The 19,069-nt window shown below is 47.4% G+C and carries 19 protein-coding genes; 7 read left to right on the forward strand and 12 right to left on the reverse strand.

Annotated features, from left to right (window positions below; translation table 11 throughout):
• Nucleotides 1–4: 4 nt before the first annotated feature.
• From GVY42_RS03800 to GVY42_RS03815, 4 genes are all read left to right on the forward strand, one after another.
• Nucleotides 5–823 (forward strand): hypothetical protein, encoded by an 819-nt coding sequence (locus GVY42_RS03800; RefSeq protein WP_031423538.1) that lies wholly within the window; start codon nucleotides 5–7, stop codon nucleotides 821–823.
• Between the two features lie 75 nt (nucleotides 824–898).
• The gene (locus GVY42_RS03805) at nucleotides 899–1,840 is read left to right on the forward strand and encodes a DUF5692 family protein (protein ID WP_159562383.1); all 942 of its coding nucleotides are present in this window, start codon (nucleotides 899–901) and stop codon (nucleotides 1,838–1,840) included.
• Nucleotides 1,841–1,913: 73 nt separating this feature from the next.
• A complete protein-coding gene (locus GVY42_RS03810; protein WP_159562384.1) occupies nucleotides 1,914–2,444 on the forward strand; it encodes a biotin transporter BioY in 531 nt (176 codons plus the stop codon).
• 63 nt (nucleotides 2,445–2,507) lie between these two features.
• Nucleotides 2,508–2,705: a hypothetical protein gene (locus tag GVY42_RS03815; protein ID WP_012726425.1), complete on the forward strand. Its 198-nt coding sequence runs from the start codon at nucleotides 2,508–2,510 to the stop codon at nucleotides 2,703–2,705.
• A 21-nt stretch (nucleotides 2,706–2,726) separates the two neighbouring features.
• On the opposite strand, the gene GVY42_RS03820 is transcribed toward GVY42_RS03815, so the two are convergent.
• From GVY42_RS03820 to GVY42_RS03840, 5 genes are all read right to left on the reverse strand, one after another.
• Nucleotides 2,727–3,575, reverse strand: coding sequence for a sulfite exporter TauE/SafE family protein (locus GVY42_RS03820; protein ID WP_031423531.1), 849 nt, complete (start codon nucleotides 3,573–3,575; stop codon nucleotides 2,727–2,729).
• Nucleotides 3,576–3,644: 69 nt separating this feature from the next.
• Complete coding sequence (locus GVY42_RS03825; RefSeq protein ID WP_159562385.1) at nucleotides 3,645–4,532, reverse strand: alpha/beta hydrolase; 888 nt, start codon at nucleotides 4,530–4,532, stop codon at nucleotides 3,645–3,647.
• Nucleotides 4,533–4,560: 28 nt separating this feature from the next.
• Complete coding sequence (locus GVY42_RS03830; protein ID WP_047795253.1) at nucleotides 4,561–5,349, reverse strand: aminoglycoside N(3)-acetyltransferase; 789 nt, start codon at nucleotides 5,347–5,349, stop codon at nucleotides 4,561–4,563.
• On the reverse strand, nucleotides 5,349–8,357 hold the full coding sequence (locus GVY42_RS03835; RefSeq protein WP_159562386.1) for an AAA family ATPase: 3,009 nt from the start codon (nucleotides 8,355–8,357) through the stop codon (nucleotides 5,349–5,351). The genes GVY42_RS03830 and GVY42_RS03835 overlap by 1 nt, the downstream gene beginning before the upstream one ends.
• Nucleotides 8,357–9,460, reverse strand: coding sequence for an exonuclease SbcCD subunit D (locus GVY42_RS03840; protein WP_159562387.1), 1,104 nt, complete (start codon nucleotides 9,458–9,460; stop codon nucleotides 8,357–8,359). The genes GVY42_RS03835 and GVY42_RS03840 overlap by 1 nt, the downstream gene beginning before the upstream one ends.
• A gap of 107 nt (nucleotides 9,461–9,567) precedes the next feature.
• On the opposite strand from GVY42_RS03840, the gene GVY42_RS03845 reads away from it, so the two are divergent.
• The 3 genes from GVY42_RS03845 to GVY42_RS03855 are packed head-to-tail and all read left to right on the forward strand — an operon-like array spanning nucleotide 9,568 to nucleotide 12,446.
• Entirely contained in the window at nucleotides 9,568–11,298 is a 1,731-nt protein-coding gene (locus GVY42_RS03845) for an ABC transporter ATP-binding protein (protein WP_159562388.1), read from the forward strand.
• The gene (locus tag GVY42_RS03850) at nucleotides 11,295–12,167 is read left to right on the forward strand and encodes an NAD(P)-dependent oxidoreductase (RefSeq protein ID WP_159562389.1); all 873 of its coding nucleotides are present in this window, start codon (nucleotides 11,295–11,297) and stop codon (nucleotides 12,165–12,167) included. Before GVY42_RS03845 ends, GVY42_RS03850 begins: the two co-directional genes overlap by 4 nt.
• Nucleotides 12,168–12,212: 45 nt before the next feature.
• Complete coding sequence (locus GVY42_RS03855; RefSeq protein WP_012726433.1) at nucleotides 12,213–12,446, forward strand: hypothetical protein; 234 nt, start codon at nucleotides 12,213–12,215, stop codon at nucleotides 12,444–12,446.
• 14 nt (nucleotides 12,447–12,460) lie between these two features.
• On the opposite strand, the gene GVY42_RS03860 is transcribed toward GVY42_RS03855, so the two are convergent.
• The 7 genes from GVY42_RS03860 to GVY42_RS03890 form a co-directional block, all read right to left on the reverse strand.
• Entirely contained in the window at nucleotides 12,461–13,105 is a 645-nt protein-coding gene (locus tag GVY42_RS03860; protein WP_031423519.1) for a DUF975 family protein, read from the reverse strand.
• 72 nt (nucleotides 13,106–13,177) lie between these two features.
• The gene (locus tag GVY42_RS03865) at nucleotides 13,178–13,831 is read right to left on the reverse strand and encodes a copper homeostasis protein CutC (protein WP_159562391.1); all 654 of its coding nucleotides are present in this window, start codon (nucleotides 13,829–13,831) and stop codon (nucleotides 13,178–13,180) included.
• 13 nt (nucleotides 13,832–13,844) lie between these two features.
• Complete coding sequence (locus GVY42_RS03870) at nucleotides 13,845–14,615, reverse strand: DeoR/GlpR family DNA-binding transcription regulator (protein WP_012726436.1); 771 nt, start codon at nucleotides 14,613–14,615, stop codon at nucleotides 13,845–13,847.
• A 174-nt stretch (nucleotides 14,616–14,789) separates the two neighbouring features.
• Nucleotides 14,790–15,410 carry a glycerol-3-phosphate 1-O-acyltransferase PlsY gene (gene plsY / locus GVY42_RS03875; protein WP_012726437.1) on the reverse strand — a complete coding sequence of 207 codons (621 nt, stop codon included), beginning with the start codon at nucleotides 15,408–15,410 and terminating at the stop codon, nucleotides 14,790–14,792.
• An 11-nt stretch (nucleotides 15,411–15,421) separates the two neighbouring features.
• A complete protein-coding gene (locus tag GVY42_RS03880) occupies nucleotides 15,422–16,282 on the reverse strand; it encodes a D-alanyl-D-alanine carboxypeptidase family protein (protein ID WP_159562392.1) in 861 nt (286 codons plus the stop codon).
• Between the two features lie 78 nt (nucleotides 16,283–16,360).
• Nucleotides 16,361–16,777: a thioesterase family protein gene (locus GVY42_RS03885; protein ID WP_012726439.1), complete on the reverse strand. Its 417-nt coding sequence runs from the start codon at nucleotides 16,775–16,777 to the stop codon at nucleotides 16,361–16,363.
• 31 nt (nucleotides 16,778–16,808) lie between these two features.
• A complete protein-coding gene (locus tag GVY42_RS03890) occupies nucleotides 16,809–19,067 on the reverse strand; it encodes an AAA family ATPase (RefSeq protein WP_159562393.1) in 2,259 nt (752 codons plus the stop codon).
• Nucleotides 19,068–19,069 lie beyond the last annotated feature (2 nt).

Genomic DNA, 19,069 nt, shown 5'->3' on the forward strand with positions numbered 1-19,069 from the left:
TGGAATGAACGTTTGGCCGCATGTAATCTCGATGCCACTCTATTTAAGTTTATTATTAGGAATCATCGTTTTTTTCAGAAAGCACTATAAACTGTCCGCCTACTTTTGGCTCGCTTCGTTATTGACCATCCCATTATGGATGATGGGGAATGTCGATGGCTGGTTTCGTTGGGCTAAAATTGTAAGCGTTATCATACCGACGATTATCGTTGGTTTCTCTCGAATCGCCATTTACGAGAACAAACAAGGACGGATTTGGAACTTTTTAAAGCGTGACGAATTTTTATGGTTCTTCTATGCCATCTTGTTTTTAAATATCGCAGAAGCCACGATTAAAGATGTGACACTCGGCAACTACTTTAATGCCGCCTGTGGATTTTTACTCTGTGTGACGATTCCTTTCGCACCGACTTTTTGGAAGTTTGCGAAAGAAGGATACGCCGATCTCGTAGCCTATACGACTGGGTCATGGAATTTTATATACACGTCATGGAACGCATGTTTCGTCTATGCAGAATCTCCAACTTATTTTGCCAGCTCGCTCTGCATCTTGCTTGCGGCAGAACTGTATCCAGTCATCAAAGGACGACCAGAGCTTTACATTACCGCTCGTATTTACACGCTTGCAGCCCATTTATTGATTCGTGCATGCTATGACATTTTCCCGCAAGTCATGAACTCTTCGACATGGTTCAACTCGGAAGTATTGAAATCATGGGGAGTAATTAATTTTGTGATCATCGTCCCTTATGTCTTCTGGCATATGTGGCAACTTCATCACAATAAGGCCATCATCAGCTTCAAGAGAGCCAAAGTATCATGATGGAATCGAATATGTGAACGTATGATTTTGATTGCTCAATAGTGAACAATTAACTGATGTAAGGAGGAGATTTGAGTGGGAATTCTGTATGAACGAATCGATCTCGTCGGATGGGGAATTGGGTTATTTGTCTTGTTTAGCTTGATGGCTTTCAATGAATTCAGTCGCACGACTAAGTGGGGAGGAATAACGTTATTCTTGATTGTACCGACTATACTGACCCTTTTTGTTTGGCCGACAACCGCAGCTCCAGGGAATGAATATGGAACGGGTACTTGGTTCAACTGGGTGAAAACATATTCTGCACTCGCCGGCTGTCTCGGTTTCATGATTATTCGTTACCGCCCCTCGCTATTACGAAAGAAATGGGTCTTATTCTTTCCACCTGGGATTTTGGCACTAAACATTTTAGAAGCCTGTATCCGAGACTTTCAAGTATACTTCTTTAACGTTCCCGATGGTGCTTATATCGATCACCTTTGGGTCATGTCCGGACCTTGGAATCTAATGAACGGTTTTGCCGGATTATTGAACATCATCGCCATCTGCGGATGGATTGGAATCAATATTTCGAAAGATCAATCAAAAGATATGATTTGGCCTGATATGATTTGGCCATGGATCATCGCCTATGATTTATGGAATTTTGCTTACGTTTATAATTGTATCTCTGACCATTCGTTTTATGCAGGATTGATTCTGCTCCTTTCATGTACCATTCCTTCTTTCTTTATTAAAAAAGGGGCTTGGTTACAACATCGTGCCCACACGTTGGCTTTATGGATTATGTTTGTCATGACAGTTCCCGCGTTCGCCGACCGATTAGCTCCCGTACCGTCGACACATGACCCGAGAGCCTTCTTTATCGTCAGTCTACTCTCCCTCTTATTCAACGCGGCGCTTGTCTCCTATCAATTTTATCGGATCCGTCAACGACATCTTCATCCACTCAAGGATGAACTTTATGTTGAAACGAAGGCATATCAGACAGCTTTGAGTCAAAATGGGCTGTCTTGAAATAATTCTTGCCAACCCCTTTTCAACATGTTAACTTTTATATTGTTAACGTTAACTGAAAAGGGGTTTACATATGAAGATTCAAGATATGACTCAAATCGCCTTCGGCGCGGCACTCATCGCAAGTATTGGTTTCATCGAAATACCGATTGGACCCGTTCCAATCACCCTTCAAACACTCGCCATCATGACCATCGCCGGTGTATTCGGTGCAAGGAAAGGATTTTTGGCAGTTATCGTGTATCTCTTGCTCGGCTTGATTGGACTTCCAGTACTGAGTGGTCAAGGAGGTCTCGCACCGTTTGTAGGACCAACTGTCGGATATTTAATCGCCTTTCCGATTGCAGCACTCTTCATTGGCTGGTTCAGTGAACGCTATCGCTCCATCCCAGCATTGATTGGCTATAACTTTTTATTCGGTCTAGGGCTCGTCTACTTACTCGGAAGTATGGGACTCGAGATCGTTCTTGGTATGTCGTTCATTGATGCGCTCAAAGTAAATATTCCATTCTTCTTTGGTGACGCTTTGAAAGCAGTGCTTGCTGCCATATTAGCCGTGAAAATTTCTCAGAATGTTCAAGTCCGTCGTTCCCTCGCCTCTTAAAGGTTCGAACGTTTCACCCGTTTCCATCTGTGGAATAACTGTAGTATGGAAGGGGGTGTCCCGATGAGCGACTCGACGTTTAAAAAACGCTTACAGAAAGCGACCCACTTTTACCAACGCTCTGACAAAGGGCAGCGTCAAGGAATCGATAAGTCGTCTCATGAGAAACGTGACACAGATGCGTTTGAGCGAAGACTCCGTGAGGCAAAAGCGAAAGTTGGCGAGATTCAAGAAAACATTGACCATATTGCTAGACGTTAAAACCCCGTCCGAAGACGGGGTTTATTTTTTGCGTGGTCGAATGAGGAGGGTGACGATGAACAGGAGCGCTAATGTGACGAGAAGTGCGAGTGATGCCGTATTCCACCCAATCAAATTCAACCCTACGCTGATGGCGACTGTGATATAAAATCCACCGAGCGCTTTTTTGACGTGCTGCGAGCTGAAGCGTTGGAGCTGTTTCGCTCCAAAGGGTGATCCGATCATGGCACCCGCAATCAGAGCAAGACCGTGCAGATAATTCGTTTCAGCACCTGCCACCGTATAACTGATGACACCGGATACGACAATGAGAAGTGCTGCCGTAATACTCGTTCCGACCGCTCGCTTCATCTCCGTGTTCAACAACTTGACTTGAAGAGGGGTCAAGACGAATCCACCGCTCACTCCCATCAACGAGGAGATGAACCCCGCGAACACACCGATGATTCCAAGGCGTGGTACAGAGTCCGTTCCGACGCTTCCTTCCACATGCTGTTTCGAACGAAAGAAAGAAACAGCAAAATATGTGAGTAATGCGATATAGACGAGTGAGATGATGAGTGTCGCCCCATCGACTCCTTCTAAATAAAAGACGAGCGGTGTGGCAATCCAGGTCCCGACAATCCCGAACACACCGATCCATAAGGCGTGCGACACGTTCACGTTACGCAAACGGATATGCGAGATCGTTCCTGCCGTCGTTGATCCGAGCGTCAACATCAGGCTAAGGGCAATCGCCGCACTCGCTTCATACCCGAAGACAAGGAGAAGTGGTGTCAGTAAGATTCCACCACCAATTCCAAAGAATCCACTCAAGATTCCGATTAACGTTCCTAAAAGGAGAAACTGTAATACTTGTAAAACGTCCATGTTGTACCCTTCTTTCATTGGTCTCGTCTGCAATCATATCAAAAAGGGGCGTCGAATGCGCCCCTTTGCTTACAATGACCGTTCTAGAAACTCGAATATTTGTTGACGATATTCATTCTGGAATGACTGGTACGATCCGACATGACCTTCGTTATCAGTCACCCAAAGTTCGACGCGTTCTTGTGCTTCAGCCAATTTTTCACTTTCAGAAACAGGAATCGCATCATCGTCTTTACTGTGGATCAATAAGATAGGAGCCTCAATCAACTTGATATCCTGAATAGGAGATACGACATCGGCATCGAGACCGGTGAACCAAGGGGTCACAGTCATGATGACGGGCGTGAACGGAACGTTCGGCAAGTCACTCCATACCGGAAGATTTGTCTCGAGATAATTTCGTAAATCACTAAACGGACTGTCGGCGATGACTGCAGCAACTTCGACATCATCAGCTGTAGAGAGTGCTGTCGCCGCTCCCATTGAAATCCCGTACAAGACAACCGGTCCTTCTGAACGACCTTTCGCATATTGGATGGCCGCTTTTAAATCGGATTGTTCTTTAGCGCCGACCGTGACTCGGTCACCCTCTGATATCCCTGAACCGCGAAAATCGAACGTTAAAAATTGGTATCCTTGTTCATGAAATTCTGGAATCAACTCTTTCAACGGTAAATCCTCCTGTTCACGGTTCTTCCCATATCCGTGGGCAAAGACGATGGTCGCACGCGGCGTAGGATGAGGAATCCACCATCCGTATAAGTCATATCCTTCCTCCGATTCGATTGTCACATTCTCGTACTTCAAACCAAGTGATTTCGGGGTGTATGTCAATGTTTCCCGCTCCGGTGACGTCAACTGATCCCCAATATGAGCCGAGATTCCTCCGATAGCCAAACCGGCAACGAGTAAAATGATGAGTACCGCAATACTCAATAGTTTCATCCAACGATTCATCCGTAACTTCCCCTCGATTCTATTTACTCTATCTCAACCAGCTACGAAGCGCGATGAGCGCATGTTGAACTGGTTCCCATGTGCTAGACGGAATGAGATAACATGTCGCTTCATGGATAGAAAATGTTCGCACATCCTTTTGTTTGACGATGTTCTCGCCGATTGCGCCAAACGGATCGCTGTTCACATCGACATGTTCAAATGTACGCCACTTTCGCTCCCCTCGTTCTATAACGGCACAACCGAATGATTTGGTCGGGCCATCAATTCCGTACTCGGCATAATGCCAGAGTGTCGTCGCATCGAGCGGAGACCCAAGGTGAAGGATTCGTGCGTTTCGCTCAATCATTCGCTCGATAGGTGAACCTGGACCGAACCCGACATCGATGGTATGACCGGACACGATGGCTTCAGCCCCATCGCCCCAGGCGGCAACAGACCACATCGGATGGGAACTACGATATACGTGCGGATAGCTTCGGAACAGTTCCGGCACACGTCCCATGCCACGTGTCGCTGTTTTATCAGCTTCGTACGGAGGCATCTCCGCGCGAATCGTCTGCCACCATTCCACGGGGACAGGTGGCGCTTCCCATTCAGCTGGGTCTGAATTGTCTCCGGTCTGGGTCGCCATCATAATCAACCCAGATGGACCGACCACTTCCTGAATCGCTTCAATGACGGTCTGCGCCCCTCCACATACCCAACCGAGTTTTGAGAGCGACGAATGGACAAACAACGCCTCTCCAGAGCGAACGCCGGCTTCTTTTAACTTTTCGATGAGACTCGACTTCGTCACCATCTTTTTCACAACCATCACTCCACAATCAGCTGGATCGACGACCCGCTTCTAGATTTTTTCACTTCAATCCGTGCATCGACACGGTCTTTCAATTCTTGGACATGACTGATGACGCCGACGAGCCGACCGGTCGCCTGTAAAGACATCAATAATTCAATCGCCTGGTCTAGAGATTCGGCATCGAGCGTACCGAATCCTTCATCGATGAGCATCGTTTCAAGACTGATGCCCCCACTCAGCTGTTGGACCACCTCCGCAAGTCCAAGAGCGAGTGACAACGACGCCTTAAACCCTTCACCGCCAGATAAATTTTGTACACGACGCGATTGTCCGGTATAGGCATCAAAGACGAGAAGCTCAAGACCAGATTTGGCATTCCCTTTCGCCGTCTCGACTTTCCGCTCAAGCCGGAACTGACCGCTCGTCATCTGATCCAAATGAATGTTGGCCGCATGAAGGATCTGATCAAAAAAGGCGGTTTGAACATATGTCTCAAACGTCATTTTCTGTGGGTTGATTCCCTTCCCCGTATCCGCAATCAATTTGATTGTCTCTAATTTCCGCTCTTCTTGCGCCGTCTGTTCGCGAAGGGTATTCCATTCCGAGATGACGTGTCTATGTCGAGACAAGGCATCTTGGGCTGTGATCAGCTGTTTCGACGCCTGCTCACTGCATTCAGCCACTTCCTTCACTTTCATCTCCATCTCGTGCAGGTCTGGTCGCTCCTGATTCTTCAGTTTTTCTTCAATCATCTGTTTATGGTGTCGGAGTCGAACACCTTCTTCCTCCTCACGTTGCAACTGTTCACGAATCATTGTCCGCTTGTCGATTTGATTGGCGTATGATTCATAGCGTTCACGCGTCAGATGTGATGCTTCTAGCTGATTGACCCAAATGGTCTGCTGGGCATCATACTGCTTCGATGCTTCAGTCAACTGTTCACGGATCAATGACAGTCGTTCTTCCTCTTTCCAAAGTGCTTTTTTCACCGTCTCAAACTCAAGGTCGTACGCTTCGACTTGTTTCATCAACATCGAGATGCAGTGCTCAAGGTCGGCTCGCTCGCGCTGCAACGCATCGAATGTCGTTTCTTCACTTTGACCGAGTGCGTACAGACTTTGTTGCGTCATTTCAAGTTCGGATACGACACGCTCCCGCTCTTCGAACTGTTGACGTCGCTCTTGCTCTAACTGTCGGATTTCTGCTGACAGTTGGCGAAGTGTCCGTTCGTTCTCTTGATGCATTCGTTCTTCCCGTTGCAATAGCTCTGCACGTGTTCGCCACTTATTGAGTTCTTCTGTGACATCGCCATTGAATTGAATGTCTTTGGAAGCTTGATCTAGTTCTTGTCGGACTGCTTCAAGTTGTTGATGAAGCGAACGATAATCCGCCCTCGCTTCGATTAAGCGTGTGGACAAATCATCAAGACGTGCCACGGCCGCATCCCGCTCCGCGATGTTCGTAACGGTTTCTTCGTGTTGTGGGATATCATGATGACGAGAACCGCATACCGGACATGGCTCACCGTCTACAAGCGTCTCGCTAAGTTGTCTCGCTAGTAGTAACTGTTCTTGCTGTGTAAACGTGGTGACCACTTCTTGTTGGGTCACATACTGTCGTTGAACGTCTTTGCCCGTTCGTTCACATTCGTCGAGTTGTTTCGATAACTCACGCGCCTTTGTTTCAAGAGATGCCAGCTGCACCAATCGGTCGACATGACGCTCGGCGTCGACTGCTCGTTCGCTAGGTTCAGACTTTATGCTGTCGACCAATCGCCGTTCTCTTTCTTGAAGTTCTTGTAACCGAACTTCTTTTGAAAACATGGCCAATTCTTTTGCACGATTCATCAATCGGTCACGAAGGGTCACGAGTGTGGCGCGCTCCTTGATTCTTGGCATCATCTCATCGACGATCCGAAGTCGCTCCTTACGAGAGATGACTTCTTCTTTGTCCGTTTCAATCGTTGATTGTTGCTCCATTAACTTTGATTGAGAGGATTGCAAGTGCTCTAATTTTGTCGAGGAGGTCTGTTCTTCCATCGTCAACCGACGCACGAGTTGCTCTAACTCCTGTAACCGTCCAAAGACTGGACGAATGTTTGCCGCCACCTCTAAATTTGTTAGCAGTTCACGTGTTTCATTTCGAATCGATTCACCGTTTAAAAAGATTACAAGTGCTCGATCGGTTTCTTCTCGCTCCTTGAACAGCGTGACGAGTGATTTTGCTTTCTCAAGCGCTTCTCTTGCCTCTTCCAGTGCTGTCGCATACAGTTGTTTCTGGGTTTTGGCCGTATCACATGTTGTCATCAGATATTCTTCACGCTCGTCAAGCCAACGTTGAATCTCCTCGATGGACTGGGTCGACACCTCTTCGATTGCTTCATCTTCGAGCTCTAATAACTTGAGTCGCGTCCGCTCGACCGCCCATTCCACTTGTTTTCGATACGCGCTATAGCGTTCACCCCACTTCTCCTGGAACGTACGATATGCCTCTGTTTTGAAAATGGATTGGAGGATTTGTTGTTTTTCATTCGAGTTCGAGTCGAGTAATTGTCTAAATTGGTTTTGAGGGAGCAACAAGATTTGACTGAACTGTTCATACGATAATTGTAAAATCGATTCGATTCGTTCTTGTACCTCGTTCACCTTCGTCGCCAGCGGCTTCCAACCGTCCTCCCATTCATAGAGGATGGCCTCGTGCGGAATTGGCGTCTTATTTTTCGGATGAGGTTGTTGCGGCTGTCTTACGATCCGATAGCGGTCACCTCGAATCGTGAACGAAAAATCTACTTCCGTCTTCAACTCAGGTTGTGCATACTGGCTTCTGAAGTCACTAGCATTTCGAAGCGACCCACTCGCCCGGCCATAAAGGGCAAACGTCATCGCATCAAAAATGGTCGTCTTCCCGGCGCCCGTCCGACCGCTGACGACAAACATCGAGCGACCAACCAACTGGGTGAAGTCAATCGTTTCACGTTCTGCATACGGTCCAAATGCTTGAATCATCAATTCAACCGGTCTCATTAGACATCACCTTCTTCTATCATTTGCTTCACGGCATCTGAGGCAGTGCGATCATGTACGGCCTCAAAAAATTGGAGATATACCTCTTCTACTGACTGTCTTTCGAGCGTCTCGCGTTCAAACGTAGATGTCTGCTCCTGGCGACGTAACAGTTCCAATTCAAGATGAAGGATATTCGGATAGACAGTCCGAAGTTTCGCCATCGGATCATGAAGCGCCGTATCATCGGTCAATACAATTTTAAGGTAATCATCTGTCTTTTGTTGCTGATAATAAGTTGGGGCAAGGAGTTCGTTCAATGTTCCGGTGAGTTGTCGCATATCCCGCTCTGGTGTCAAGGCACGGCGACGACGTGTCCATTGACCGTTCCATTCCAGAACGTCGACGGATTTTTCATGATTGACCTCGGAAAACGAATATTTCATGAGCGACCCACTATATGCAATTCTTTCTGATTGAATCGCATCACGATTATGTAAATGACCTAATGCCGTATACGAAAAAGGCTCATATAACCCTTTTGCGACCTGTCCTGCCGTGCCAACAGATAGTTGACGTTCTGAATCCGTCTCCAGTCCTCCCGCTACAAAACTGTGACCAATCGTCACGGCATCTTTTTCGATCATACCGAAAGCTTCAATGACCGCCTCCAGTGCATCATGATGCGTTCGAATCGAGTCGATACCGAGGATATGCCGTACACGAGCCGGCTCAAGGAATGGAATCGGATAAAATGGGACTCCCGCTACATCAAGGGGACCAGATGTCGGGTCTAGCTTACCGACGATGTGAAGTCCTACTTGTCTCAATAACTTCGAACTATATTCGAGACGTTCTGCCGAATCATGGTTTCCGGCGATGGCTACGACTGGTATTCCGCGGTTCAAGACGAGCTCTCGCCACATCTCATCGAGTAAATCGACCGCCTCGACGGGAGGGACGGCTCGGTCATATAAATCCCCTGCGATGATGACCGCATCGGGTCGTTCCTCATCTACGATTTGTAAAAAAGAATGGAATAAGATATTCCGTTGATCTTCTGTCATATGTCGACCGTGGACGATCTTACCTAGATGCCAATCGGCCGTGTGAATCCATTTCATCACGTATCACCTCTCTTTCCTATTCTAGCATGAGTCATTCGTATGATTCGACGTCTTGACACCCGTTTTTGAAACAGCGAAAGTAAGAGGAGAGGAGGACTTCCAAAATGAAATCATCAACATGGCAAACTTTTTTTCAATTATTCAAAATCGCGAATCCTCCGAAAAATCTATTTATCGGAGCCATTCTGATCTCGCTCCTTCAAGCCGTCGCCTCACTGGCCATTCCGCTCATCTTGCAGCGTGTGGTCGACCGGTGGAGCAGCGACTTATTGACACCTGAATGGATCATCTATTTCGTCATCGCATTTTTGATTCAGGTCATCACGAGTGCCGTTTCGATTTATTGGTTACATATTGTGGGGCAACGGGTCGTTGCCAATTTACGCACGACCTTGTGGGACCATCTCGTCAAACTGCCGATTCCATTCTATGACGGCATCAAGTCGGGGGAACTGGTGTCTCGGTTGAACAATGATACGACGACGCTTCAACAGTTGTTATCCGAACAAAGTGTCAGGTTGTTGACCTCCCTCGTCTCGGTCATCGGCGCCGTCGCCATCTTGTTCACACTCGATTGGCAAATGACACTCGTCATCTTGTTCTCTGTTCCGACCACACTCATCATTGTCATACCGCTCGGACGGAAGCTTCGGATTATCGCAAAAGAGACACAACAAGAACTCGGAAATCTTTCCGGCTTCTTCGCCGAACTGCTCGGTGAAATCCGCCTCGTCAAATCACAAGCGACGGAACAGATGGAAGTGAAAACCGGCAAAGCAAAAATCGAGACACTGTTCGATTACGGGGTGAAGGAAGGACGAATTCAAGCAATCCTCATTCCCCTTCTCAATGTGACCTTGACCGGGATGTTGATTGCCATCCTCGGGTTCGGCGCATATCGAGTCTCGACCGGAGCTTTATCAACGGGCGAACTACTCGCCTTCATGCTCTATCTCTTCCAAATCATCACGCCGCTCATCACGATGAGTGAATTTTTGACAAGGCTTCAAAAGGCGCGTGGAGCAACGGAACGGATTGCTGAGTTGCTCGAAGTCCGTCCCGAACCATACAGCACACATGAAGAATTGATTCATCAGACGGCACTCTCATTTGAAGACGTTGCTTTCCATTATGGCACTGAACCCGTCATCCAAGGATTGACACTTCAAGTTTCACCAGGGGCGACAACCGCCATCGTCGGACGGAGTGGTGCAGGGAAAACGACACTTTTCTCACTTGTCGAACAGTTCTATTTACCGACGGCAGGGACGATTCGATATGGAAATCGGGAGATTCAAACATACGGGCGTGACACATGGCGTCAAATCATCGGGTATGTCGCTCAAGATTCACCCGTCCTTTCGGGATCTGTACGGACAAACATTGTGTACGGACTTCGACATGAAACGAGCGATGATGAAATCAAAGAAGCCTGTGAGATGGCCAACGCATGGTCGTTTATTAAAACGATGCCTGAACAGCTCGATACGGAGATTGGTGAGCGAGGTATCCGTTTGTCTGGTGGGCAGCGACAACGACTTTCTATCGCGCGAGCATTGTTACGAAATCCACAGATTTTATTGCTCGACGAGGCAACATCAAGTCTAGATTCAGAATCAGAACGCGTGGTCCAAGAAGCGTTAGACCGCCTGATGGTCGGACGAACGACGCTTGTGATTGCCCACCGACTCTCGACTGTCAGACATGCCGACCAGATAGTCGTCTTAGAAGATGGACGAATCAGCGGGATCGGGAAACATGAGCAACTTTTAACGGAGAATGAACTATATCAACGACTCGTTTCACAACAATTATTAGGGGGACAAGCCACATGAAAACAATCGGATTTATCGGGCTCGGGGTCATGGGCCAATCGATGGTACGTAACTTGATGAAACACGGATTTGAAGTGCAAGCATACACACGGACGAAAGAGAAGGCAGCCGCATTGTTAGAGGAAGGTGTGACATGGTGTGATTCGGTACGGGACGTTTGCCGAGACGCCGATGCCATCATCACGATTGTCGGCTATCCGTCTGATGTCGAATCCATCTATTTTGGTGAAGGAAACATTCTTGATTCGGCAGAACCAGGTACATTATTGATCGACATGACGACGTCCTCACCGAAACTGGCTGAACGGATAGCTGAGACAGCCATTGAGCGGAGTCTCCTCCCACTTGACGCACCAGTAACTGGAGGCGATGTCGGCGCCAAAAATGGAACGCTATCGATTTTAGTCGGTGGGGGTGAATTCGCCTTCAATAAAGCGAAGCCTTTATTTGAAGCGATGGGACAATCGATAGAACGAATGGGATACGCAGGAAGCGGTCAATATGCGAAACTTGCCAATCAAATCGCCATTGCCGGAATCATGATGGGGAATGCCGAAATGTTAGCGTTCAGTAAACGAGCTGGAATTGACCCAGAGGCACTCGTTCGTACGATTCGTGGTGGGGCAGCAGGTAGCTGGACGCTTGAAAACTTGGTTCCACGCATGATTGTCGAAGATTATGCACCTGGCTTCTTCATCAAACACTTTATCAAAGACATGACACTCGCTATCGAGAGCGCACACGAGCTACAAGTGACATTACCAGGTCTCGAGCTCGCACATCGCCTCTATTCAATTCTTGAAAAGAATGGATACGGAGAGAATGGCACGCAAGCACTGATCGAGTATTATCTTCATCAAGACGTTTGAAACCGGATGTTTGTGGAATTAGTAGGAGTGAAGGAGGCGATTTTCGTGCCATGGAATATGAAAGACTATCCAGAATCACTGAAAAACTTCGATCCACTTGTAAAAAAGAAAGCCATTGATATCGCGAACGCATTACTCGCGCAAGGCTACTCTGAGACGAAAGCGATCCCCATTGCCACCGAGCAAGCAAAAAAGTGGCATGCGGATGCGTCGGAAGAGGAAAAACAAGATTTTGAAGACGCCCCAAACCCCAAAAAGTCAGATCAGCACGGAACATAAAACAACCGGTCGGGTTATCCGACCGGTTGTTTTGCTTGATAGGAGGCATTTAACTCTAAATAGAGTCCAGAAATCGCCGTTTGAAGATATGGTGTGACAAAGATATAAGCTAAGCCTCCAGTAAGAAGGACGAGCGCATACCATCCGATAAAACTCGCATAGAGCTTTAACATCGTCTGTTTGTGCCCTTTCATCATTTGGCGGCTTTTTCGCATCGCCTGGAATGCAGATAGGTCCGGCTCATCTCGCATGATAAATGGCGCGATGCGATACGTCAAATAGAACCAGACACCAGGTACAATCAGGAAAAGCATCAGAACGTTTAGACCTAAATAGAATACCGCATAATAGACCACGGCACGTGAATAGTCTTTAAGTGACCCGAACGATTCAATCAACAATCCGAACGTTGGCTTTTCATCTTTCGCCACCTGGAGAAACACCCAATTTTTCCCGAGCTCGATAGGTGCGAGCAGAACCGTCGCCCCGTAAAGAAGCGCCACCGATGTCAAAAGAACTTCGGGGTCGTTCGCCGAGAGATCAAGTCGGGTCGTGATCATCGCTTGAATGACCATGACAGTTAAGACGACGAGTAATGAAATGCCCCACTTCCCTGATAGCATTCGTAGCGCATATTGTTTGTAAACGGAAGATTGCATGAATTCACCTACATTTATTGTTTTCTCTCATTATAGCAAAAAAACAGTCTTCCGACTGTTTTCCGCATTGGCTCATCCAAGAAGTTGTTTGAACTTCACTTCATCGAGCTGTCCATTCGTTCGTACGCCATTTCCTATGTGTACCATCGCTACGTCAAGACGTTCTTGAAGAATCGGTAACGTTTCCACCGTGATCCCTGCACCAGGCAAAATTGTCATCTCGGCCTGTTCCTTCAAGGCTATCAAGGTTTCGATTCCTTCTAGTACAGTTTTGGCACCGCCTGAAGTAAGGAGAATATCTACTTCCGGATATTCATTCAACACATCCATCGCTTCAAAGACATCACGTGATGCATCAAAAGCACGGTGGAACGTGAGCGTCATTTCCCCTTTGTGCTTGATCACTTCCCCTAAGATCCGCTCGTCAATCGCGCCATCCTGTGTCAATGCACCGAATACGATTCCATCGACACCTAGCTCACGGCATAGACCGATATCCGCAAGCATAGTCTCGACATCATCCTCATTGAAATGGAACGAATGTGTATGGGGTCTTATCATCACATGCACCGGAATCGACACATGTTCGACCACATTTCGAATCGTTCCAAAACTTGGTGTGATGCCCCCGTTTTCCATATCCGCAATCAGTTCGAGTCGTTTCGCACCGAATTGCTCAGCCTGAATAGCTTCCGTTAGTGTAGTGACAATCACTTCTACATTCATTAAATCGCTCCCTTTACGGTGCGAACTTCCAGTCCACACCATGTTCGGCTAAGACGCCTTTGAAATCTTGAGGCTCCGGAAAATCAGAGATAATCGCCGTCACCTTCGAAAAATCACAGACGCGATACCGTTTTTGTTGATTTAGTTGGGTATGGTCCGTCAGTAAGAACGTCTCGCGACTTTGTGACATCACCGACTGGGTGATACTGGCGAGGCCGAAAGCGTCACATGTTAAACCTAGTGATGCGTCGACCCCTTCGACGGACAAAATGGCAAGGTCGAACATGTATGTCTGTAGTTGCGCCAGGACCTGCTCACCTGTCGTCACGAGATGTTTCGGGTCGATTGTACCACCTAATAGCTGAATTTCGCCACCAAGCACACCTTTCGCCCGCTGTTCAAACAACGCCTTCGCCACCGTCAACGATGGCGTCACGACCGTCACATTGCGACCACGTAACCGGGAAGCCACTTGCTCTGCCGCGACCCCGTGTCCGATATATAATAATGTATCATCTGGAATCAACTGAAATGCGGTATAGGCAATCCGACGAATTCCATCCATGTTTGCAATCACGATAGGCTGAAAGGACATGCTCTGATGAAGGACCGCTCCACCGTATACACGTTTGATTCGATGTTCTTTTTCTAATTCTTCTAAATAACGGCGAATCGATTCCCCCGATACGTTCAAACGCTCGATCAACTCGCTTGTTTTTACTTTGCCTTCTCTTTCGATCCATTCTACAATTTTCTGTTTACGCTCTTCACCGATTAAAGACACGTCCCTGCCTCCTCCACAATAATCTTTCCTTTTCTAGTGTAACGAACGCATGTAAATTTAACGTAAATTGAAAGTAAAGAACGAGCAAATCCAACATGTTTTTGTTTCTTTTTTGTGTAAATCAACGACAATACACAAAAAAAGGCACGCCCTTCACGGACGTACCTGCATGAGTCATGATTTCGGCTTGTGTTGAAACAGCGGAACTTTTGGTTCTTTTCCAGCACGTATACGTTGCCAATTGGTACGATGCTTAATAATAATGAACAATGCGAGTGGCACGATGACGATCAGGGGTAACCAATCTTTCGTCACGATGCTATAAGTCGTTGCCGTCACCAGTCCTACCACGGCGGCAGCCATCGAGGAGAGGGATACCATGCGCGAGGTGAGGAGAGTCACGATGAATGTACCGACGACGACAAAGAAGAACCATGGGAAGGCTGCCAACAAAACACCACCGCTCGTCGCAACCGATTTTCCACCTTTGAATTTCGCAAAGACAGGATAAGAGTGTCCAATCACTGCCGGAATCCCGGCAAGAAGCAGGCTCATCTCGCTTCCGAACAGTAGAGGCAGCAATGCAGCGACAAGACCTTTCCCCATGTCACCGAGTAAGACGAGGATTCCTGCCTTCTTCCCTAATACACGAAACGTGTTCGTCGTTCCCAGATTGCCGCTCCCATGTTCTCGAACGTCTACGCGATAGCCGAGCTTGCCGATGATGAGGGCAAACGGAATGGCACCAAGTAAATAACTTAAAATAATAATCATGATTTCTGTCACATATGGCATCGCAATTCCCCTTATTTCACAAATTCCGCAATATAGCGATCATATGGCTGATTCAATGCATGTACCTGTTTCGCATGCTCAGTACCGATATAGCGTAAGTGCCATGGTTCGTACATATATCCGGTTTCTTCCTCAAAGGCTTTTTGGTAACGGATGATAAATCCATACTCGTGAGCATGATCTGCCAGCCATTTTCCTTCAACCGTTTCACCGAGACTTTGAGTCAGTTGATAGTTGACCGAGGCGCTCGATACGTCAATCGCAAGTCCTGTTTGATGTTCAGAATGACCTGGTGGTGCGGAATATTTCATGGCTTGTTCTTTGCCATCTCGTTCGACATAAGCATTGAAGAGATTGACTTGGTAGGCGTATGAACGGAACGCACTCGTCCCTTTCAAATCAATTCCTGCTGCTTTTGCACCTTTCATTAGACCTTCAATCGCCTGAGCAGCTTCTTTACGTAACATTCGACGTTCACCGACTGTCGAGTCGACAAAATCAATGTTCGCCTCTACCAAATCACTCGGCTGATAGTCGGCGGGTAATGCAATTTTCTTGTTTACAAGAATCAATTCATCTAATTCCAAATTGGCCACACCATCCGTTTCAATCGGTTGACTAGGTGCCACAGGTTCTTCCTCTACTGGTTCGGTCGGCTGTTCAGACTCGTCCGACGTCTCCTCCTCAGAAGGTGACTCGGTGACTGTCTCATCTTCACGATCCGAAGTCGGTTCATTTGGTTCTGTCTCTGGTTCATCTACTGTTGATGACTGTGTTGTTGGTTCTTTCGGTTCAACTTGCTCGTTTGTCGTACAACCGGCTAACATGAACGTCAAGGCGCCGCAAACCATCAAAATCGATGGATAACGCATGCGATCTTCCCCTTTCTAGATAACAAAAAGTACCGTCAAGATATGATACCACACTGACGGTACGAAGACAGAAGATTCTTAAACAGGGTTCATGACGTTCAAATACATTTCATGCCATTTCGGGAACTCTCGATCAAGTCGAATCGGTTTGAAGTCGCCTCGTTTGACGACGACATGCGTTGTAGTGGCTGTGCCAACAAGTTCTCCATGTTGATTCGTCAACTCATAGCCGTAAATCGTTCTGATTTTTGAATATTGATCGACCCATACACGAACATGAACCGTATCACCATACGTCACGCTACGCTTATAGTCCATGGATACATTTGTCACAGGAGAGACAAATCCCGCTTCTTCCATATCTTTATACTCGACACCTAGTTGTCGTAACAATTCCGTGCGCGCAATCTCTAAATAAACTAAATAGTTGGCATGATAGACGATGCCCATCATGTCCGTCTCTTGATACCTTACTGGGATTTGAACCGTGTGCATTGAATCATCCTTCTTTCCTACGACAAGTATATTATAACTTACTCTTAATATCTACTACTAATAATTGCTGGAGTGACACATTCTCATCCTCCGTCGACACCAAACGATAGGACTGACGAGCAATCGATTCATCGATAACAGATAGAGCGGTGCGCGCGTTCGCATGTTTGATTTCATGTAAGCGAGTAGCTAATGCTTCAAGCGCATCTTCCTCCATCACATATCCGAACTGACTTGCGTAATTTTTTGCGATGTCCACTAACTGTTCTTGCGTATAGTCAGCAAAATGAATCGTCCGTTTCATTCGGCTACTAAGACCAGGGTTGGATTCAATTAATCGGCGCATCGGACCTTCGTAACCGGCAAGGACGACGACAAGATTCTCGCCATGTTTCGGCATTTCATCAACGAGTGTATCGATTGCCTCCCGGCCATAGTCGTTCGCCCCGCCGTTCAAACTATAGGCCTCGTCAATTAGTAAGACGCCGCCAAGGGCGTCACGGATCGCCGCTTTCGTTTTTTGAGCTGTCTGTCCCACATAGCCACTAACTAAATCTGCACGACTGACGACATTGACATGGCCTCGCTTCAAATAACCTGTCCGTTTCAACATCTGTGCATACAGATAGGCAAATGTCGTTTTACCGGTACCGCTGTTTCCGGTAAGTGTCACATGGAGCTGGACCGGCGCCGTCTTCAAACCGAGCGCTTTTCGTTTCTTCTGTATCTTGATGAGTGCTTCAATTTCAGCCAGTTGTGCTTTTGCATCTTCCATGCCGACAAGGTCATCTAACGATGTCGGACTCGATTCATCATCTGGCTGATCAAAGTCTTCTTCAGTCAAGAGCGCCATTTCGTCTAACGGAGCATCTGCACCGAAGCGGGAACCCTTCTTAAACATCGCATCAAGTAAAATGTTATGGACAGTCCGGGCATTTCCGAACGTCGAGTCGACCCGTTCTCTGTCGATTCGAGCAAGAAGTGATCGTTTCGCCTCTTCCGTCAGCACGTAATTGTTCTCTTGTGCCACTTTCTCACCGATGGCGACCAATTCTTCGTCACGGTAGTTCGGTAACTCGTAGTGATTCGACTCAGGGAATCGTGAACGTAAACCGGGGTTCGCCAAGAGGAAATGACGCATTTCTTCTGGGTAGCCAGCTAGAATGACGACGAACTTGCCAGCATATTCGCCACTCGTCATCGCGGCGACGAGCGTATCGATGGCCGCTTGTCCGTAATCACTGCCACTCGCATCCTGACGCTTCAATGCGTATGCTTCATCGATGAATAAGACACCACCTTCTGCCTCTTTCACCTTGTTCATTACCTGCTCTTCCGTTTGCCCAACATAGGCACCGACAAGGCTCGAACGGTCTGCCTCGACAAGGTCCGGGCGTCCTAATAAGCCGAGTTCAAAGTAAATTTCGGCCATGAGTCTTGCTAATGTCGTCTTCCCGGTTCCTGGATTCCCTGTAAAGACGAGATGAAGGGATGGTTGATGTTTTGAAGAAAAACCGGCCTTCTCTCGTTCTTTTTGGAAAAGGAGGAAGCGATACCACGCTTTTACACGCGCTTTGATGTCATCGAGCCCAATCATGTCTTCAAGTGATTCAATCGCACTTGAACGTGCCTCGGTCGGACGGTCTGGTAGTAGCTCACAAATCGTGTGTAGCCGTTCTTTCACAAGGGTAACGCGCTCCCCGAATCGATGAAACGCTTCACGACTGAAATAGTTCCCCTGCATCGATGCGAGCAAGGAGGCGGTATCATCTTCAAGAGATGCGACCTCTTGCATCGCTTCGATGATCGCTTCAAACAGGTTTTCCAATTGTCCGCGCCATTCAGAATCACGTAAATCAGACTTCGCAGTCTCCACCTCATCATGGAGTTGGTCAAGTTGATCGAGCAAAGCTGACGTTTTTGACTCGTACTCTGTTAAGATTTGAACCTTCATCGAGGCGTAATCGGCCTCTCGTAAGGTTGGCCAGTCGATTTGAAGCGCCTGTTTCGAACGACGCAACTGCTCATTCAGTTGAAACAGACGAAGCTCTGGAGGAAGTGCGTTCATCGCCTCCAACTCTTTTACCCAGCGGTTGAGTAACGGGTCCATCGTTTCCTTTTGTTGGAGCCGATGTGTTGCGAGCAGCCGCAAGGAACGAATTAATTCTTCTTGGTGCTGAGTCGCACGAGACCAATGTGCGTAAGATAACAATGCCGCCTCGTTTACTTTTTCTCCAGCTTCCCAGTTCGTCAAGTCCGTTTGAACTTGTTCCACTTGAATTTGTTTCATCT

It is taken from the genome of Exiguobacterium sp. 8A, from assembly GCF_902506275.1.
GTDB lineage: Bacteria > Bacillota > Bacilli > Exiguobacteriales > Exiguobacteriaceae > Exiguobacterium > Exiguobacterium profundum.